This is a genomic window from Streptomyces boninensis, assembly GCF_048572725.1.
Taxonomy (GTDB): Bacteria; Actinomycetota; Actinomycetes; order Streptomycetales; family Streptomycetaceae; genus Streptomyces; species Streptomyces boninensis.
The window spans coordinates 3,608,629-3,625,157 of the sequence record NZ_CP183837.1; the positions used below are offsets into that span (position 1 = coordinate 3,608,629).

Here is a 16,529-nt window from a genome sequence, read left to right on the forward strand (position 1 = left end):
GAGTGCGGAAGGTTTACCACGCACCAAGTTCCCCTTATGTGTCTCACGTCACGCGAGAAAAGGTACATAAGTCCCCACCCAGCCAAAGCGACCCCAATCTTTGCCCGTTCGTTATCCGGACATGAGGTTCCTCTGAGGGGACACCTCAGGGGCGTAAGGGCGCCAGAGCGCCCCGGCCCGTTACGCCATCAGCGTCTCGACGAGCGTCTCCTGCAGCCCGCCCAGCCACAGATACGCCATCACCATCGGCTTGCGCTCGTCGGAGTCCGGGAGCCGGTACAGCGCCTCGCCGTCCTCATCGCGCTGGATGTCGAGGCGGGCGCCGATGGCGAGCCGCAGGTCGTTCAGGGCGCCGAGCCACTGCCTGGCCTCGTCAGGGGTGAGCTTGAGGACCGCCATGCCCTCGCCCTGCGCGGTGAGCGAGTCCAGCGCCCTGACCATCGCCAGGACGTTCTCGCGCTTGCCGGCCCGCAGGTCGTTCTCGGTGAAGCGGCGGAACTCGGAGGCGTACGCCTGCTGCTGCTGGTCCTGCGACTTCCCCGGCTCCCCGTACGCATCGGGGAACAGCCGCGCCAGCGCCGGATCGGTCGGCGCCTCGCTCGGCCCCTCCGCGAAGAGCGCGTCGAGCGGGTCCACCGGGCCGTCGGCCGGCTGGTCGCCGGGCCCGATCAGCTCAAGCAGCTGCACGGCAAGGCTGCGCAGGATCGAGATCTCCACCTCGTCCAGCGCGATCGCCGCGCCGCCGCCCGGGACGGCCTCGAAATGCCCCGCCATCAGACGTCCTGGGTGAGGGTCGACCACAGGCCGTAGCCGTGCATCGCCTGCACGTCGCGCTCCATCTCCTCGCGGGTGCCGCTGGAAACCACCGCGCGCCCCTTGGTGTGCACATCCATCATCAGCTTGCGGGCCTTGTCCTTCGAGTAGCCGAAGTACGCCTGGAATACGTAGGTCACATAGCTCATGAGGTTGACCGGGTCGTTGTGCACCAGGGTCACCCAGGGCACATCGGGCTCCGGCACCGCCTCTGGCGACCCGGATTCGATGGTGTCCGGCTGCTCGATCTCCGTGGGGGCAACACTCACACACCCCATGCTGCCATTGTGGGGGCCGTCACAGCGACTCCGGTGCCACTCGGATGCCACTGTCGGCCACCCCCGAAATCGTCACTCTGACGAGTACGGGAGTAGCATCGCGCTCATGGACGATCTCAAGCTGCCGGTGACGGTCCCGTCCACGGCGCTCTTCACCGACCAGTACGAGCTGACCATGGTGCAGGCGGCGCTGCGCGCCGGGACCGCGCACCGGCGCTCGGTGTTCGAGGTCTTCACGCGGCGGCTGCCCGAAGGGCGGCGGTACGGCGTGGTGGCCGGCACCGGACGGGTCCTGGACGCGCTGGAGTCCTTCACCTTCGACGAGCGGGTGCTCGGCTGGCTGCGGGAGCGGGGGATCGTCGACGAGCCGACCCTTGAGTGGCTGGCCGGCTATCGCTTCAGCGGCGACATCTGGGGCTATCCGGAGGGCGAGGTCTACTTCCCCGGCTCCCCGATCCTCCGCGTGGAGGGCGGCTTCGCCGAGTGCGTGCTGCTGGAGACCGTGATCCTCTCGATCATGAACCACGACTCCGCGATCGCCGCCGCGGCGTCCCGGATGGCGGTGGCCGCCGGCGGCCGCCCGCTGATCGAGATGGGCGCCCGGCGCACCCACGAGCTGTCCGCGGTGGCGGCGGCGCGGTCGGCGTACGTGGGCGGCTTCCACACCACCTCGGACCTGGCGGCCGGCTTCCGGTACGGGATCCCCACCGCGGGCACGGCCGCGCACGCCTTCACGCTGCTGCACGACAGCGAGCGGGACGCGTTCGCCGCCCAGGTGGCGTCGATGGGGGCGGGGACGACGCTGCTGGTGGACACGTACGACGTGACGAAGGCCGTGCAGACGGCGGTGGAGGTCGCCGGCCCTGAGCTGGGGGCCGTCCGCCTCGACTCCGGCGACCTGCTGCTGATGGCGCACCGGGTGCGGCAGCAGCTCGATGAGCTGGGGGCGCGCGACACGAAGATCGTGGTGACCAGCGACCTGGACGAGTACGCGATCGCGTCGCTGGCGGCGGCGCCGGTCGATGCGTACGGGGTGGGCACGCAGCTGGTCACGGGCAGCGGGCATCCGACCTGCTCGATGGTCTACAAGCTGGTGGCGCGGTCCGGCTCCGCGGGCCCGGACGCACCGCTGGTGCCGGTGGCGAAGAAGTCGATGGGCGGAAAGTCCTCAGTGGGCGGCCGCAAGTGGGCGGTGCGGCGCCTCGACGAGGACGGCGTCGCCGAAGCGGAGGTGATCGGCTCCGGCAAGCCCCCGACCGGGCTGTCCGGCCGGCAGATGCTGGTGCCGTTGGTACGGGATGGGGCCGTGGTCGGCCGCGAGCCGCTGGACGCGGCGCGGGACCGGCACGTCGAGGCCCGCGCCGGCCTGCCGCTGTCGGCGACGCAGCTGTCGCGGGGGGAGCCGGTGCTGCCGACGGAGTACGTGTGACGAGTACGTGTGATGGTCGCGTTCGACCGCGCGGTAAAGCGGGGAGACAACGGGAGTAGTCGCCGGAAGGCAGCACACGGCGCGGGCGAGCCACTTGGACACTCAGGGCCACAGATCCGACAAGATCCGACAACTTAAGGACAAAGGATCATGCATCGCGCACTGATCGTTGTTGATGTGCAGAACGACTTCTGTGAGGGCGGCAGCCTCGCCGTCGCCGGCGGCTCCGACGTCGCCGCCGCGGTCACCGACCTGGTCGGCCAAACCACCGCGGGCTATCAGCACGTCGTGGCGACCCGCGACCACCACATCGAGCCGGGTGACCACTTCTCGGACCACCCGGATTACGTGACCTCCTGGCCCCGCCACTGCGTGGCCGGCACCGAGGGCGTCGGCTTCCACCCGAACTTCGCCCCGGTCGTCGCCTCCGGCGCCATCGACGCCGTCTTCGACAAGGGCGCGTACACGGCCGCGTACAGCGGCTTCGAGGGCCTCGACGAGAACGGCGTCCAGCTCGCCGACTGGCTGCGCGCCAGAGACGTCACCGAGGTGGACATCGTCGGCATCGCCACGGACCACTGCGTACGGATGACCGCCCTGGACGCCGCCCGGCTGGGCTTCACCACCCAGGTGCTGCTCGACCTGACCGCTGGCGTCGCCGAGGAGACGACGCAGCGGGCGCTGGAGGAGCTGCGGGACGCGGGTGTGGAGCTGACCGGGAAGCCGGTGGTGTAGACGCGTCTACGACGCCCTCGCGGGCCGGGGCAGCGCGGAGATCGGATGCCACGACTCCGTGTCGTCGTCCAGCCGCGCCCGCCACACGACGCCCTCCGGGTGGTGCAGCACGGCGGTTATCTCGTCCGGCGTCGGCGGCTCGGCGTTCCCCCGCAGGTAGACGGACCGCAGCCCGAGATTGCGCAGCCGGGTCAGCGCGCGCGGCCGGTTGATCGACCGCACCAGCACTCTGACCTGCGGATCTGGCAGGGTCACGGCGACCACGACGCTGCCGTCGGGCAGCAGCGCGTATCCTCCGCCGGCCAATCCACTCACCCCCGTGAGACGTAGACAAATAGACAAATCGAGACCTGCTGTCAGCAGCACATAAGCGCCATCTAAACGCGACCGGCCGCCGCCCGCTAGGGGGCGACGGCCGATTCGCATCTGACCTGCGACGTTCTAAATCACCTAGTAGACGGACCGACCCGAACAGTGATCGTTTCGCCGCTGTACGGCTCGTCCACGATCGAGATCTTGGTGTTCGTGTCGGGCACCTTCACACTGCCGCCAGGGTTCGCCTTGTCCCAGTACGTACCCTTGTGGTCGTCGAAGACCGGGACCCCGGCCTTGGAGCCGATCTTCGTAGCCACCCCGTCGCTGTGCAGGGTGAAGCCGTCCGTCCGGTAGCGGCTGAAGGTCGAGTCGTACGCCTGGATCCGGTTGCGCATGATCTTCCCGTCCGCCCACTTCTCCGGCTTCGGGTGCGCGTCGACGGGCAGCACCAGCCCGCTGCCCGGGTGCACGGACGTGTTGTTGTCCGGCTCCGAGGTGTCCCAGAGCCAGACGGCCAGGCCGTTCTGGTACGGGAAGTGCTCCACCCAGTCGGGCTTCTTCGTCGCCCAGCCGAAGTTGTACGGGCCAACCCTGAGGGTCTTGTCGTACGACACGTACTGGCGGTTCTCGGCGATGTAGAACTGCTCGTAGTCCTTGGTGAAGGACTCGCCGATGCGGGAGAAGTTCTTCGCCGTCCAGCCGTTGTCATCGGTCTCGGCGCCGTCGGTGAAGATGTCGGCGCCATCCGCCGTGATCTTGAGCGAGTCGGCCGCGAAGCCCTTCTGCGCCACCCCGCCGTCGGTCAGGTAGCGGAAGCGCAGCTGGACCTTCTTGCCCGCGTAGGCGTCCATCGGGAAGACCAGATCCTGGTACGCGCCGCTGGTGCCGGTCAGCGCCGGCTTGTCGCCGCCGTCCCGCGGGATCGGCTTGCCGCCCGCGGTGCCGTCGAGCGGGGTCCAGGTGGCGCCGTCGTCGGTGGAGGCCTCGGTGTACAGGTAGTCGTAGTTCTCCTCGATGTCCCACCAGCCCTTCAGGGCGAGGGACGCCTTCGACTTGCCGGTCAGATCGACCGTCCGCGTCAGGGTGTTGGAGAGGTTGTCGCCCATGCCCGACCACCACTGCTTGCTGCCCTCGGCGGGCTTGGCGATCGTGGTCGTCACCGGCTTCTTCGGCAGCTCCACGACCAAGGCCTGCGGGTTCTTGGTCTGGTATTCGGCCACGCCCAGCTTGTGCTTGGACTTGGTCGCCGCCTTGGCCTTGTCGTAGTCCAGCCAGCCGAGCTGCAGCTTGTCCCAGGCGGTCATGTCGCCGGGCAGGTCGCCGATGGTCTCCTTGCCCTCGCCGAGCCAGGAGCCGGAGGACATCAGGGACCAGAAGGCGGTGGAGTTCTCGCCGCCGCTGGTGTCGTAGAGGTCCGGGAGGCCGAGGTCGTGGCCGTATTCGTGGGCGAAGACGCCGAGGCCGCCGTTCTCGGGCTGGGCGGTGTAGTCGCCGACCCAGATGCCGGTCTTGCCGATCTGGGTGCCGCCGGCCTTGTTGTTGTCCGGGCCTGTGTTGCCCGCCTCGGTGCCGTAGGCGTACCAGCGGTGGGCCCAGATCGCGTCGGTGCCCTGGACGCCGCCGCCGGCGGACTCGTCCTCGCCGGCGTGCACGACCTGGAAGTGGTCGATGTAGCCGTCGGGCTCATTGAAGTTGCCGTCGGCGTCGAAGTCGTAGCGGTCCCACTGGTCGTACTGGGCCAGCTGCTCCTTGATCTGGGCGTCCGTCTTTCCGGCCGCCTGCTGCGCCTCGGCCCACTTGTTGACGCCGTCCTTGACCATGTCCCAGGCGTTGGGGCAGTTGGTGGAGCCGCAGTAGTTGGAGCCGTAGCGGGCTTCGTTCCAGTCGACCTTGACCCAGTCGGAGACCTCGCCCTCCACGGAGTAGCGTCCGGAGGACTGCTTCTCGTAGTACTTGGCGACGGACTGCTTCTTCTTGTCCTTGCTGAAGTACAGGTCCTGGAAGTGTTGCCGGTTGAAGTCCTGCTGCCAGGCCGTGGAGTTGTTCACCTTGCGGTCCGGCTCGGCTATCTGGTTGTGCGCGGGGCCCGGGTCGCCGCCGTACTTCTTCACCGGCGGCTTCGGCCCGTCGCCGTCCGGGTCGTACATGGTGGTGTCGTCGACCTTGTCGCCGAACTCGACCAGCACGGTGAAGATCTTGTCGGTCTTCTCCCGCTCCAGCTCGACATACTTGCCCTTGCCGAGCTTCATCACCTCGGAGCCGCCGCGCTTCAGGGTGTTCGCCTCGGCATCCCCGCTGACCAGCTTCTTCATCGCGGCCTGCCGCCGCTGCTCCTGCTCCTTGCTGAACGGCCCGTCCAGGTCGTGGTCGCCGCCCTTGGCCACCCGCGCCGGATCGCGGCGGTCGGGTGCCTGTCCGTCAGACCGGCCGTCCGCCGACGCCGTCACCACCGGCAAAATCGCCGCCGTGAGGGCGGTGGCTGCGACGGTGGCCAGGGCTGCGGATCTGGTGCTTCTCCGTTGGAATCTCACGGATGCGCTGTCCTCCCCTAGCACGCATGCATGCACGCTTGCCTATTTGTGTGCCTGCATTTGACCGGAGGTGCAGCTGAAAAGACAGACTTGACTTGAACACGCCACAGGAGTAGAGCCGCGCTGGACCGTCGCCATGCCGGTCGCTATACGTGATGAGCCCAACACCGCGCGCCCGTGCGCCCCTTGTGCTCCGCGCGGTAAATTAGGTGAGGCTTACCGGGAGGTTGCTTCGGGCATCCCGCCTAAGAGCCGGTCTTCGAACCCCCGTCGTCGCGCGAAGCGCGGCGCAGCGGCGTCCGGTGCGTGCGATCGGCGTGCGCTGTCGCCGGTCCTGTGGCGGAGCCACCGGTCCGGCGGCGGCGTGCGGCGAGCGTGCGTGCCGGACGTCGGGGCGCAGGCGGGGGTTCGAAGACCGGCTCTTAGGAGCCAACGGATTTGATGGCTGCAGACGACGTCCTGGGAGCCCGCAATGCGCACCGCGCTGACCGTGCCGCGCCCGTCCCTCGCCCAACTCGCCTACGGGTGGGCGACCGTGCTCTTCTCCACGACCGCGATGATCCTGCTCTCGCAGGCACGATCGGGGTTCGCGATCGTACTGATCTGTGTGACCGGACTGGCCCTCGGCATCCTGGTGGCCCTTACGGCACCGGCGCCGCGGCGTCGGGCCACGACACCGGCGCCGGAGCCGCTCACCGCCCGGGTCCCGGCGCAGGCGCGCCGGACGGCGAAGCAGCCGGACCGCGAGCTGGTGTAGGCCTCAGGCCCGTACCACCACTGTCTTCGCGGCCTTGTCGTGCAGGCACTGGCGGTACGGCTTGTCCCACAGGAACCACAGTGAGTTCAGCAGCCAGAAAATCGTCCCGAGGTTGAGCAGCATCTGGGCGACGCCGGGCAGCGCGTAGACGGCGGCGCGGATCCAGCCCTCGCGGGACGGGATGTTGCCGTTGGCGAGCACCGCGACCCGGATGCCGACGGCCTTCTTGCCGAGCGTCTGGCCGCTGCGGGAGAGCATGAAGCCCTCGTAGAGGAAATACACGACGAAGGTCAGCACCAGCGCGAGCATCGTCGGGCCGACCGGGATGTCGCTGTACGGGTTGCCCTCCTCGGCGTTCTCCAGCGCCGTCCCCATCACGCCGGTCGCCACCAATGCGACGAACCACAGCACGCCCAGCACGATGCTGTCGAGCAGCCGTGCCGCGAAGCGCTGCCCGGTGGAGGCGAGCGGGGCCATGTCCCCGAGGCTGGGCTGCGGGGGCGCAAAGGCAGGCGGCTGATTCAGGCTCATGGAGCCATTGAATCAGCCGCCTGCCTTGCTGCTGAAGTCCGGTTTCTGTCAGGGAGGCTAGTAGCCGCCGCCCTGGCTCTGATACGAGCCGCCGGCTCCGGCCTTCGCCGCGGGCTGGGCCTCGACCACGACCGTCTTGGCCATCTTGTCGTGCACGGCCTGGTGGAACGGCTTGTCCCAGGTGCAGGAGAGCACGTTGTACAGCCAGAAGAGGGTGCCGATGCAGGTGACCAGCTGCGGCAGCGAGTAGACGGCGGCGCGGATCCAGCCGGCGTTGCCGGCCGGGACGGCGCCGTTGTCGAGCATCGCCACCCGGAGCTTCATCAGCTTCTTGCCGACGGTCTGGCCGTCGCGGGTGAGCATCATGCCCTCGTACACGAAGTACGCGGCGAGGGTGAGGAAGCTGCCGACCCAGTTGCGGCCGTACGCGCCCGAGTCGTCGAAGTCGTACCCGATGCCGAGCAGCGACAAGATCAGGCTCATCGGGACGCCGATGATGATCGCGTCGATGATGCGGGCGAGCAGCCGCTTGCCGAGACTCCCGAGCGGCGGCATCCCGGCCAGCCGCGGGTCGGGCTCGGGCATACCGACCCCGAAGCCACCGACACCGCCGGCGCCGGCGTGGCCGCCCGGGTAGTTGGGCGGCGGGGTGTCGTACGGGGATCCGGTGCCCGGCTTGCTGAAGTCGGGGCCGCTGCCGGAGGGGGTGTCGTACGGGGAACCGCTGGGGGGCGGGGTGCCGTACGGGGAGCCGCCCGGCGGCGGGGTGGCCGCGGCGGCCGGGGTGCCGTAAGGATCACTCGGGGGCGCGGCCGCCGGGGTGCCGGTGTCGTACGGGGAGCCGCTCGGCGGGGGTGTGGCGCCGCCGCCCGTGCCCGGGACCGGCTGGGTGGTGCCGGAGCCGGTCGGCGGGGTGGGACCGGGGGGCGGGCTGCCGGCCGGGGAGACCCCGTGCGGGGGCAGCTCCTCGGAGGGTTGCTGGGTGCCGTCGGAAGGCAAGCCGCTCAGCGGCGGCTGGGAGCGCTCCGGCTGCTTCCTGCTGAACGGATCGTCGTCCTGATCGGTACTCATGCGTCGAGTCGAACCCGGCCGGCCCCGCCGCGCATCGCGAGCGGAGCCATTCGGGGGACTTGGCCCTTCTCCGGGTCGCGGATCAGCTCCCGGCCACGTAAGTGCGCGCCGCCTTGTCGTGCCAGCACTGCCGCCACGGCTTGTCGAAGAGGCACCACAGCACATTGACGACGCCAACGGCCAGCAGCCCGAGCACCCCGTACGTCAGCCACCGCTTGACCGCGGCCCCGAAGCCCGGCGGGTCCTGCGCCTCGATGTCGAGCACCTTCACGCCACACAGCTTCTTGCCGAGCGTGCGCCCCCACTTGGCGACGGGCAGCGCCTCGTAGAGCAGGCCGAGGACGAGATAGACGCCGAGGATCAGCGCGAGATACGGGCCGGTGGTGCCGTCGACGAGCCAGACGGTGACGGTACGACCGGTGTTCTCGGCGTCCTCGATCTTGTCCTGGATGTGATCGCTGATCTTCCCGGCGAAGGGCACGGCGGCCGCGCCCGCGAGCCCGAAGACGACGATGCCGTCGATGAGCCGGGCGAAGAACCGGCGGCCGAGGCCTGCGGGGCGTGCGGTGCTCTGCACGGCCTGCAGGAACGGGTCCTCGACGGGCGGCCGCCAGGGGGTGACGGGGCCGTCGGGGGCGGCGCCGCCCTGGCCGGGCTGCGGGAGCGCGGGGAGGGCGGAGGGGACGGGCGAGCTCTGGGCGTACGGGGCCGGGGCGCCGAAGCCGGCGGGGTCGGGGGCGCTGGGGCTGCCGCCCGGGAGGCCCGGGGTGGCGGGGGCGCTGGGCGCGGCGGGGCCGCCGGGGCCCGCGAGCGCATCCGGTCCAGTGGGGCCGGCGGGGGCGCCGAGTCCTGCGGGTCCGGCGGGCGCGCCGGGACCTGCGGGCGCGCCGAAGCCACCGGCGAGGGGCTGGCCGCGGCCGGCCGGTGGGGTGTGGCCGGTGGGCGGCGCGGGGCTCAGGGCGTCGGGGCCGGTTGTGGCGGCGCGCGGCCCGCTCTCCGCGGGCTGGGGGGCGGGCTCGGGGTGCGTCAGGTCGCGTACCTGCTGGGCCCAGGGGGTCCCGGCGGCGCGCGGATCCGCGGCCCCGGCGCCCTGCGCGTCCCCTCCGGTTCGCGGGTCGCCCGCCGCTGACGCGGCGCCCTCCCGCTGGCCGGGCAGGGAGAGCGCCGGGCCGACGCGGATGGCGAGCGTGTTCGTAACGTCGCTGCCGGAGCTGTCGCCCTTGGCCTCGGGGCCGATGGACAGGGTGGTGGTGGCGTGATCGCCCGCGGGCGTGCGGGTATCCCGGGCGGCGGAGTCCTGAGGGACGGAGTCCCGGGGGGCGGAGCTCTGCGGGACGCCGGGGTGCTCGTCCTCGGCCGCGCTGTCGGTACGGCCGCCGGGCACGGCGTCCTCCGCAGCCGCAGCCGCACCGCCGTCGCCGGTGGCGGCCGCCGGGCCGGAGTCCTCCGCGCCCCAGGAGATCCGCTCCCCCGGGTCCTGACTGGCGGCCGAGGCCCGCCATGCCCAGGTCTGCTCATTCGGCTGCTCTTCGACCGGCTCGGGCACCCGGTCCGCAGGCTCGTCGGCCGCCCCCGCCCCCGCAGCACCCACCGCCGGCAGCGGCGTCGGCTCGCCCCACGGCACCGGTGCCTGGGTCAGGCCCGTATCGCCTCCCGCGCCAGCGGGATCCGCGTCGGCGGGATCGTCGCCGAAGTACACCGGCATCGTCTCCGTCGTCCGCACGGGCTCGTCGGCCGGGACGGCCGCTGCGGCCGAGGGCGCGGGCGAGCCCGCCGACGGCTCCTGCCCTACGGCGTCGTCGTCCGCCGGGGCCGGCGGGGTGGCTTCGCCGTCCGCCGGGGCGGGGCGGCTGGTGCCGGGGACCCAGCCCGTGCCGTTCCAGTACCGGATGTAGCCGGGGATCGACGGGTCCGGGTAGTACCCGGGGCCGGGAGCGCCGGATCCGGATGCGGGTGTCGGGGCGTTCATGGGGAACAGGTTAGCCAGCGTGTCGAGTCCTCAGTGCCCGTCCCGGTGCCCGTCCCTCTCCCGGAAGCGATTTCAAGTAGTTCGGCGAAGTCGCGTAATGGGCCGGGCACCTCCCCCTCTCTCCTTGTAGCGGCCGACGCCGCTGGCCCGATGCCGCGCAGAGAAAACAGGGGGCGCATATGCACACCGACCGCAGCAACCACACAGAGCACACGGAAGTCGAACGGGAGCTCGAACTTCGGCTCGTCCTCTCCCCCGGCCGGTCCATCGGCGTACCGGCCCGGCTCAGCTATCGCACCGCCGACCCGTACGCCGTCCACGTCACCTTCCACGTCGGCTCGGCCGCGCCGGTGAACTGGACGTTCGCCCGCGAGCTGATGGTCGAGGGCGTCTTCCGCCCCTGCGGCCACGGCGACGTACGGGTGTGGCCGACGAAGGTGGACGACCGCAATGTCGTCTGCATGGCGCTGTCCTCGCCCGACGGGGACGCGCTGCTGGAAGCGCCGGCGGCCGCGCTCTCCGCCTGGCTGGAGCGCACGCTCCGCGTGGTGCCGCCCGGCGCGGAGAACACCCGCATCGGGATGGACGAGGCCCTGGCCGCGCTCCTCACCCCGGCGCCGCGCGACGACCTGTGGCTGCGGGACCCGTGGCCGTCGGACGAGTCGCCGGCGCGGGAGCAGGAGCAGGAGTAGTGGCCGCTGTAGTGGCCGTTACGGGTGATCAGCCGGGCCGGCGCGCAAGTACCTCTGGCCCAGCGTCCGCAGGTGCTCGACCAGCTCCGGCGGCTCGCTGACGTGGAAGTCCAGGCCCAGCATGCCGATCCAGACCGCCACCGTCTCGTAGCTGTCGGCGCCGGTGACCAGGACGGAGTGGGTGTCGTCGACGGTTTCGACCACGCCCACCGTCGGGTTGATCCGGGCGAGCACCTCGGTGGCGGGGGCGTCGACGGCGATCCTGGCGTGCACCTTCCAGCCCGTCGAGGCGACGTCGCGGAGCACGAAGGCGGAGTAGTCGCCGCCGTCGAGCGGCTCCGGGGTGAAGCGGCCGCCGCCCGGCGTGCGCAGGGTCAGCCAGTCGGCGCGGTACGTGCGCCACTCGCCCGAGGGGCGGTGCCGCGCCACCACGTACCAGCGCTGCTGCCAGCTGACCAGGCGGTACGGCTCGGCCTCCGCGGGCTCCTCGGTCGCGCCGTAGAAGAATCTGATCGCCTGGTGGTCGCGGATCGCCGCCGCCAGGTCGGCCAGCAGGCCGGTGTCGACCGCGGGTGCCTCGACGTTGGTGCCCGTGTTCGCCGGGCCGACGTCGGTGCTGTCGTGCAGCGCCCGCACCCGGCGGCGCAGCCGGTCGGGCAGGACGTGTTCCAGCTTGGCCAGCGCGAGGGTGCTCGCTTCCTCGATGCCGCGGACCGTACGGACCTGGCCGAGGCCGACGGCTACGGCCACGGCCTCCTGGTCGTCCAGGAGCAGGGGCGGCAGCCGGCCGTGGTCGCCGAGGCGGTAGCCGCCGGCCGGGCCGCGGACCGAGTCGATGGGGTAGCCGAGTTCGCGGAGGCGCTCGATGTCCTTGCGCAGGGTCCGCTCGCCGACGTCGACGCGGGCGGCGAGATCCGCGCCTGACCAGGTGCCGCGCGTCTGCAGCAGTCCGAGGACCGCCAGCAGCCGGGCCGACGTTTCCAGCATGCCGACTCCCCCCGGAGAAAAAACTTCAGCGGCCCGCGGAGTACAGGAACGAAGCGTGCCGGAACCCTTCATACCTTAGCTCCATGAGCTTCAAAGAAGAGCTGACCAGCAAGAACATCACCGTCCGGCCGTTCGTGATCGCCATCCCGCAGGACGCGGTCGACGACCTCAACCGCCGCCTGGAGCACACCCGCTTCCCGGCCGAGATACCCGGCAGCGACGACTGGGCGCTCGGCACGCCGGTGTCGTACCTCCGCGACATGGTCGACCACTGGCGGACGGCCTTCGACTGGCGGGCGCAGGAGGCGCGGATGAACGAATTCCCGCACTTCCTGACCGAGATCGACGGGCAGACCGTCCACTTCCTGCACGTCCGGTCGCGGCATGAGGATGCGACGCCGCTGCTGCTGACGCACACCTACCCGGGTTCTTTCGCGGACTTCCTCGACATGATCGGGCCGCTGACCGACCCCGAGGCGCATGGCGGGAGTGCCGAGGACGCCTTCCACGTCGTGATTCCGAGCATGCCGGGCTTCGGCTTCAGCACCCCCGTCGCCGAGGGCACCTGGACCATGGAGCGGGTGGCGCGGACCTTTGACGCCCTGATGCGCGGGCTGGGTTATGCGTCGTACGGGGCGCATGGCTCGGACGGCGGCGCGATGGTGTCGCGGGAGCTGGCGATGCTGAACCCGGACGGCTTCCTCGGCGCCCATGTGCTGCAGCTGTTCGCGTTCCCGTCGGGCGACCCCGCCGAGTTCGAGAAGATGACGCCGGAGGATTACGCGGCGCTGGAGTTCGCCGGCTGGTTCAACACCGTCAACGGGTTCGCGCTCATGAACGCCTCCCGGCCGCAGACCATCGCGGCCGCGCTGAGCGACTCGCCGGTGGGGCAGCTCGCGTACAACGAGCTCTTCGAGAACTTCGGCAACGGCACCAGCCTGCTCACCCGCGACCAGGTCCTCACCCAGATCAGCCTGTACTGGCTGACCAACACCTCCGCGGGCGCGGTCCGCTACCACCACGCGGAGAAGTCGGTCGAGCAGCGGGTCAACGACGGCCCGATCGGCATCACCGTCTTCGCCGACGACTTCAAGTCGATACGGCCGTTCGCGGAGCGCGACAACACCAACATCGTGTCCTGGACCGAGCAGCCGCGGGGCGGGCACTTCGCCTCGCTGGAGGTGCCCGACCTGCTGACCGCCGAGCTCCGCGCCTTCTACGCGGCCTGACGCACCCGCCGCACCCGCCCCCGCCAGGGCGCCAGCTGGATGATGCCGAAGGGCAGTTCCACCACCAGGAACAGCCACAGCACTCCAGGGGCGCCCTGGCTCAGCGCGTACGCGAACCAGGTCGAGAAGAGCAGCCGGGCGACGCCGTCGTACAGGCCGAACTCCGGCTGCGTCCTGGTGAGGCGGAGGGTCGCCCAGACGAGGACGACCGAGCCCATCAGGTTCGCGTAGAGGATCTGCATCGGGTCGACTGCGTGCACGTCGCCGTCGAGGACGGCGGCGTGCACCAGCTCGTACGTCCACGGGGTGGCGAAGGCGGCGGTGATGACGAGGTCGTACCAGGCGCTGGCGCGCACCAGGCGGAGGTAGGCGGGTGTGGAGGGGGCTGGGATCAGGTTCATGCCGTGCATCGTGAAGGGTGGAGTACGCTCCAAGGTCAAGTCATGCTGGTGGGGAGGGGTTCGGGCATGCGGATCGGAGAGCTGGCCGCGCAGGTCGGGCTGAGCAAGGACGCCATTCGCTTCTACGAGAAGTCCGGGCTGGTGGAGAGCCGGCGGCTGCCGAACGGCTATCGCGACTTTCCGCCGGAGACGGTGGCGTGGCTGCAGTACGTGCGTACGTCGCAGTCGCTGGGGTTCTCGCTGGCGGAGATCGCGCGGACCGGGGAGGAGCTGCGGGATGCGCCGGATCAGGCGGAGGCGCTGTCGGAGCTGTTCCGGGAGAAGATCGGCGTGATCGACGCGCAGATGGCCGAGCTGGCCGCGCTGCGCGCCGAGTTGGCCGGGCGGGCGGGGACGGGGTGCCCGCTGCGGGCCGGCGAGGCGAGTGAGGTCAGCTTCGGCTGACCCGCGGCCGCCGAACCACCATCGCCACCAGCGCCGCCACCGCGCACAGCGCGCCCGCGGCCACCCACATCGGGTCGTACGTGCCGAAGACGTCCCGCACCAGCCCGCCGCTCACCGCCATCAGGCCCGCGCCCGCCTGGTGGGCCGCGCTGACCCAGCCGAAGACGACCGCGGTGTCCGCGCCGTAATGCTCCCGGAGCAGGGCCAGCGTCGGCGGCACGGTCGCCACGTCCAGCAGGCCGAAGAGGATCACGAACGCGATCAGCGAACCGTGCACGGCCGGGCCGAGGAGCAGCGGCAGCGTCAGGAGTGAGGCGCCGCGGAGCGCGTAGTAGGCGGCGAGGAGGCGGCGCGGGTCGAGGCGGTCGGTGAGCCAGCCGGAGAAGATGGTGCCGGCGACGTTGAAGACGCCGATCATCGCGAGCAGCGAGGACGCCGCCGTGGCGGGCATGCCGTGGTCGTGCGCGGCCGGGGTGAAGTGGGTCCACATGATGCCGTTGGTGGTCGCGCCGCACACCACGAAGGTGCCCGCGAGCAGCCAGAACGGGCCGGTGCGGGCCGCCTTCAGCAGCACCCGGACCGTGCGGGCGGCGGCGCCGGGCGCGGGCTGCGGCTTCGGGACGTAGGCGTCGGCGCCGTACGGGCTGACGCCCGCGTCCGCCGGGTGGTCGCGCAGCAGCAGTCCGGTGACCGCCATCGAGACCAGCGCGGCCCCGGCCAGCACCGCGAGCGCCGTCTGCCAGGCCGCGTGGTCGGTGATCCACGACAGCACCGGCAGGAACACGAACTGCCCGAACACTCCGGCCGCCGTCAGCACCCCGGTCACCAGCCCGCGCCGGGCCACGAACCACCGCTGCACCACCATCGCCGCGAACGTCAGCGCCAGCACCCCGGTCCCGAGACCGGTCAGCGCCCCCCACGCCAGCACGAACTGCCACGGCGCTCCGACCACCGTCGTCAGCCCGGCGCCCGCCGCCAGCAGCGCGAGCGCGGTGACGGCGATGCGGCGCATTCCGTAGCGGTCCATGAGGGCGGCGGAGAAGGGGGCCACGAGGCCGTTCAGCACCATCGAGAGCGAGGCCGCGAGGCCGATCGAGGAGCGCGACCAGCCGTACTCCGCCGAGAGCGGCTCCACCAGCAGCCCGGACATGGTCGAGTACGCCCCGGCCGCCACGATCGTCAGCCAGGCGGCGGCCACCACCACCCATGCGCGGTGCGGCCCGCGGGGGCGCGGAGCGGCGGGCGTCTTGATTGCTGCGGACGTGATCGTCGTGGTCATGGGTACGACGATGCGCCCGCGGGCCGCCCGAAAACAGTGGCGAGATCGACAGCATGTGCAAGAATCTGGCCATGAGCGCTTTTACGGATGCCGGCCGCCACCACGTCGCCGTCCTCGTACGCGACGGGGTGATGCCGCTCGAACTCGGCCTGATCCACCAGATCTTCGGCTCCGCCGAGGCCGCCGGACACCCCCTCTACGAGGTGATCACCTGCGCCATCACCCCAGGTCAGGTCCGCACCGGCGCCGACTTCCCGATCATCGCCGCACACGGGGCGGAGGTGCTGGCGCAGGCCGACACCGTCGTCATCCCGGCCGCGCACGACGCCGTCGAGGACGACGGCGTGCTTTCCCCCGAGCTCGCCGCGGCCATCGCCGCCATCCGCCCGGACGCCCGTATCGCCTCCGTCTGCACCGGCGCCTTCGTGCTGGCCGGCGCCGGGCTGCTCGACGGGCGCGCCGCCACCACCCACTGGCGCTCCGCCGACCTCTTCCGCCGCCTCTTCCCGGCCGTCCACCTCGACCCCGACGTCCTCTACACCCAGGACGGTCGCTTCCTCACCTCGGCGGGCGAAGCCTCCGGCATCGACCTGTGCCTGCACATGGTCCGCGCCGACCACGGCGCCGGCGTCGCCAATGAGGTCGCCCGCCGCAATGTCGTGCCCCCGCACCGCGAGGGCGGGCAGGCGCAGTACATCCGGCGGCCCGTCGCCGAGCCCCGCATCGCGGCCACCGGCCGGGCCCGCGCCTGGGCGCTCGGCCGCCTCGACCGGCAGATCACCCTCGCCGAGCTGGCCGACCAGGAGTCGATGTCCGTACGCACCTTCAGCCGCCGCTTCCGCGAGGAGACCGGGCAGACCCCGGTGCAGTGGCTGGTCCAGCAGCGCATCGAACGGGCCCGCCAACTGCTGGAGGAGTCGGACCTCCCGGTCGACCGCGTCGCCGCCGCGGCCGGCTTCGGCACCGGCGCCTCCCTGCGCCAGCACCTGCAGGTGGCGCTGGGGGTCTCACCCAGCGCGTACCGGAGCACCTTCCGCGGGGTGGCGGCGTAGGGGGCAAGGGATGTCC

The 16,529-nt window shown here is 71.3% G+C and carries 17 protein-coding genes; 7 read left to right on the forward strand and 10 right to left on the reverse strand.

The window, feature by feature from the left end; genetic code table 11:
• Window positions 1-180: 180 nt before the first annotated feature.
• Entirely contained in the window at window positions 181-774 is a 594-nt protein-coding gene (locus ACNNMR_RS16330; RefSeq protein ID WP_419995338.1) for a DUF2017 domain-containing protein, read from the reverse strand.
• Entirely contained in the window at window positions 774-1,091 is a 318-nt protein-coding gene (gene clpS / locus ACNNMR_RS16335) for an ATP-dependent Clp protease adapter ClpS (RefSeq protein ID WP_419995339.1), read from the reverse strand. The genes ACNNMR_RS16330 and clpS overlap by 1 nt, the downstream gene beginning before the upstream one ends.
• A gap of 106 nt (window positions 1,092-1,197) precedes the next feature.
• On the opposite strand from clpS, the gene ACNNMR_RS16340 reads away from it, so the two are divergent.
• Entirely contained in the window at window positions 1,198-2,520 is a 1,323-nt protein-coding gene (locus tag ACNNMR_RS16340; protein WP_419995340.1) for a nicotinate phosphoribosyltransferase, read from the forward strand.
• Between the two features lie 150 nt (window positions 2,521-2,670).
• The gene (locus tag ACNNMR_RS16345) at window positions 2,671-3,255 is read left to right on the forward strand and encodes an isochorismatase family protein (protein ID WP_419995341.1); all 585 of its coding nucleotides are present in this window, start codon (window positions 2,671-2,673) and stop codon (window positions 3,253-3,255) included.
• A gap of 6 nt (window positions 3,256-3,261) precedes the next feature.
• Here the strand turns inward: ACNNMR_RS16345 and ACNNMR_RS16350 are convergent, their stop codons facing one another.
• Both ACNNMR_RS16350 and ACNNMR_RS16355 read right to left on the reverse strand, forming a co-directional pair.
• A complete protein-coding gene (locus ACNNMR_RS16350) occupies window positions 3,262-3,561 on the reverse strand; it encodes a hypothetical protein (protein WP_419995342.1) in 300 nt (99 codons plus the stop codon).
• A gap of 140 nt (window positions 3,562-3,701) precedes the next feature.
• Window positions 3,702-6,101 carry an immune inhibitor A domain-containing protein gene (locus tag ACNNMR_RS16355; protein WP_419995343.1) on the reverse strand — a complete coding sequence of 800 codons (2,400 nt, stop codon included), beginning with the start codon at window positions 6,099-6,101 and terminating at the stop codon, window positions 3,702-3,704.
• A 472-nt stretch (window positions 6,102-6,573) separates the two neighbouring features.
• On the opposite strand from ACNNMR_RS16355, the gene ACNNMR_RS16360 reads away from it, so the two are divergent.
• A complete protein-coding gene (locus ACNNMR_RS16360; RefSeq protein ID WP_419995344.1) occupies window positions 6,574-6,858 on the forward strand; it encodes a hypothetical protein in 285 nt (94 codons plus the stop codon).
• A gap of 3 nt (window positions 6,859-6,861) precedes the next feature.
• Here the strand turns inward: ACNNMR_RS16360 and ACNNMR_RS16365 are convergent, their stop codons facing one another.
• The 3 genes from ACNNMR_RS16365 to ACNNMR_RS16375 form a co-directional block, all read right to left on the reverse strand.
• A complete protein-coding gene (locus ACNNMR_RS16365) occupies window positions 6,862-7,389 on the reverse strand; it encodes an RDD family protein (RefSeq protein ID WP_419995345.1) in 528 nt (175 codons plus the stop codon).
• A 57-nt stretch (window positions 7,390-7,446) separates the two neighbouring features.
• Window positions 7,447-8,460 (reverse strand): RDD family protein, encoded by a 1,014-nt coding sequence (locus tag ACNNMR_RS16370; RefSeq protein ID WP_419995346.1) that lies wholly within the window; start codon window positions 8,458-8,460, stop codon window positions 7,447-7,449.
• A gap of 82 nt (window positions 8,461-8,542) precedes the next feature.
• Window positions 8,543-10,429 carry an RDD family protein gene (locus tag ACNNMR_RS16375; RefSeq protein ID WP_419995347.1) on the reverse strand — a complete coding sequence of 629 codons (1,887 nt, stop codon included), beginning with the start codon at window positions 10,427-10,429 and terminating at the stop codon, window positions 8,543-8,545.
• 179 nt (window positions 10,430-10,608) lie between these two features.
• On the opposite strand from ACNNMR_RS16375, the gene ACNNMR_RS16380 reads away from it, so the two are divergent.
• A complete protein-coding gene (locus ACNNMR_RS16380; protein ID WP_419995348.1) occupies window positions 10,609-11,121 on the forward strand; it encodes an SsgA family sporulation/cell division regulator in 513 nt (170 codons plus the stop codon).
• 18 nt (window positions 11,122-11,139) lie between these two features.
• On the opposite strand, the gene ACNNMR_RS16385 is transcribed toward ACNNMR_RS16380, so the two are convergent.
• On the reverse strand, window positions 11,140-12,108 hold the full coding sequence (locus ACNNMR_RS16385; protein WP_419995349.1) for a helix-turn-helix transcriptional regulator: 969 nt from the start codon (window positions 12,106-12,108) through the stop codon (window positions 11,140-11,142).
• An 83-nt stretch (window positions 12,109-12,191) separates the two neighbouring features.
• Between ACNNMR_RS16385 and ACNNMR_RS16390 the strand changes: the two genes are divergently transcribed.
• Complete coding sequence (locus ACNNMR_RS16390; protein ID WP_419995350.1) at window positions 12,192-13,337, forward strand: epoxide hydrolase family protein; 1,146 nt, start codon at window positions 12,192-12,194, stop codon at window positions 13,335-13,337.
• On the opposite strand, the gene ACNNMR_RS16395 is transcribed toward ACNNMR_RS16390, so the two are convergent.
• Window positions 13,325-13,738, reverse strand: coding sequence for a hypothetical protein (locus tag ACNNMR_RS16395; protein ID WP_419995351.1), 414 nt, complete (start codon window positions 13,736-13,738; stop codon window positions 13,325-13,327). The two genes, ACNNMR_RS16390 and ACNNMR_RS16395, sit on opposite strands and share 13 nt — an antisense overlap.
• A 66-nt stretch (window positions 13,739-13,804) precedes the next feature.
• Here ACNNMR_RS16395 and ACNNMR_RS16400 point away from each other — a divergent pair, with 66 nt between their 5' ends.
• Window positions 13,805-14,182, forward strand: coding sequence for a MerR family transcriptional regulator (locus tag ACNNMR_RS16400; RefSeq protein WP_419995352.1), 378 nt, complete (start codon window positions 13,805-13,807; stop codon window positions 14,180-14,182).
• Here the strand turns inward: ACNNMR_RS16400 and ACNNMR_RS16405 are convergent.
• Window positions 14,169-15,461 (reverse strand): MFS transporter, encoded by a 1,293-nt coding sequence (locus ACNNMR_RS16405; RefSeq protein WP_419995353.1) that lies wholly within the window; start codon window positions 15,459-15,461, stop codon window positions 14,169-14,171. The genes ACNNMR_RS16400 and ACNNMR_RS16405 overlap by 14 nt on opposite strands.
• A gap of 71 nt (window positions 15,462-15,532) precedes the next feature.
• On the opposite strand from ACNNMR_RS16405, the gene ACNNMR_RS16410 reads away from it, so the two are divergent.
• A complete protein-coding gene (locus tag ACNNMR_RS16410) occupies window positions 15,533-16,513 on the forward strand; it encodes a GlxA family transcriptional regulator (RefSeq protein WP_419995354.1) in 981 nt (326 codons plus the stop codon).
• The last annotated feature ends 16 nt before the right edge of the window (window positions 16,514-16,529 follow it).

What these genes read in the sequence shown, in the direction of transcription:
- ACNNMR_RS16330 (WP_419995338.1), bottom strand. Translation starts at nt 774, where the DNA reads ATGGCGGGGCATTTCGAGGCCGTCCCGGGCGGCGGCGCGGCGATCGCG.
- clpS (WP_419995339.1), bottom strand. Translation starts at nt 1,091, where the DNA reads ATGGGGTGTGTGAGTGTTGCCCCCACGGAGATCGAGCAGCCGGACACC.
- ACNNMR_RS16340 (WP_419995340.1), top strand. Translation starts at nt 1,198, where the DNA reads ATGGACGATCTCAAGCTGCCGGTGACGGTCCCGTCCACGGCGCTCTTC.
- ACNNMR_RS16345 (WP_419995341.1), top strand. Translation starts at nt 2,671, where the DNA reads ATGCATCGCGCACTGATCGTTGTTGATGTGCAGAACGACTTCTGTGAG.
- ACNNMR_RS16360 (WP_419995344.1), top strand. Translation starts at nt 6,574, where the DNA reads ATGCGCACCGCGCTGACCGTGCCGCGCCCGTCCCTCGCCCAACTCGCC.
- ACNNMR_RS16365 (WP_419995345.1), bottom strand. Translation starts at nt 7,389, where the DNA reads ATGAGCCTGAATCAGCCGCCTGCCTTTGCGCCCCCGCAGCCCAGCCTC.
- ACNNMR_RS16370 (WP_419995346.1), bottom strand. Translation starts at nt 8,460, where the DNA reads ATGAGTACCGATCAGGACGACGATCCGTTCAGCAGGAAGCAGCCGGAG.
- ACNNMR_RS16375 (WP_419995347.1), bottom strand. Translation starts at nt 10,429, where the DNA reads ATGAACGCCCCGACACCCGCATCCGGATCCGGCGCTCCCGGCCCCGGG.
- ACNNMR_RS16380 (WP_419995348.1), top strand. Translation starts at nt 10,609, where the DNA reads ATGCACACCGACCGCAGCAACCACACAGAGCACACGGAAGTCGAACGG.
- ACNNMR_RS16385 (WP_419995349.1), bottom strand. Translation starts at nt 12,108, where the DNA reads ATGCTGGAAACGTCGGCCCGGCTGCTGGCGGTCCTCGGACTGCTGCAG.
- ACNNMR_RS16390 (WP_419995350.1), top strand. Translation starts at nt 12,192, where the DNA reads ATGAGCTTCAAAGAAGAGCTGACCAGCAAGAACATCACCGTCCGGCCG.
- ACNNMR_RS16395 (WP_419995351.1), bottom strand. Translation starts at nt 13,738, where the DNA reads ATGAACCTGATCCCAGCCCCCTCCACACCCGCCTACCTCCGCCTGGTG.
- ACNNMR_RS16400 (WP_419995352.1), top strand. Translation starts at nt 13,805, where the DNA reads ATGCGGATCGGAGAGCTGGCCGCGCAGGTCGGGCTGAGCAAGGACGCC.
- ACNNMR_RS16405 (WP_419995353.1), bottom strand. Translation starts at nt 15,461, where the DNA reads ATGACCACGACGATCACGTCCGCAGCAATCAAGACGCCCGCCGCTCCG.
- ACNNMR_RS16410 (WP_419995354.1), top strand. Translation starts at nt 15,533, where the DNA reads ATGAGCGCTTTTACGGATGCCGGCCGCCACCACGTCGCCGTCCTCGTA.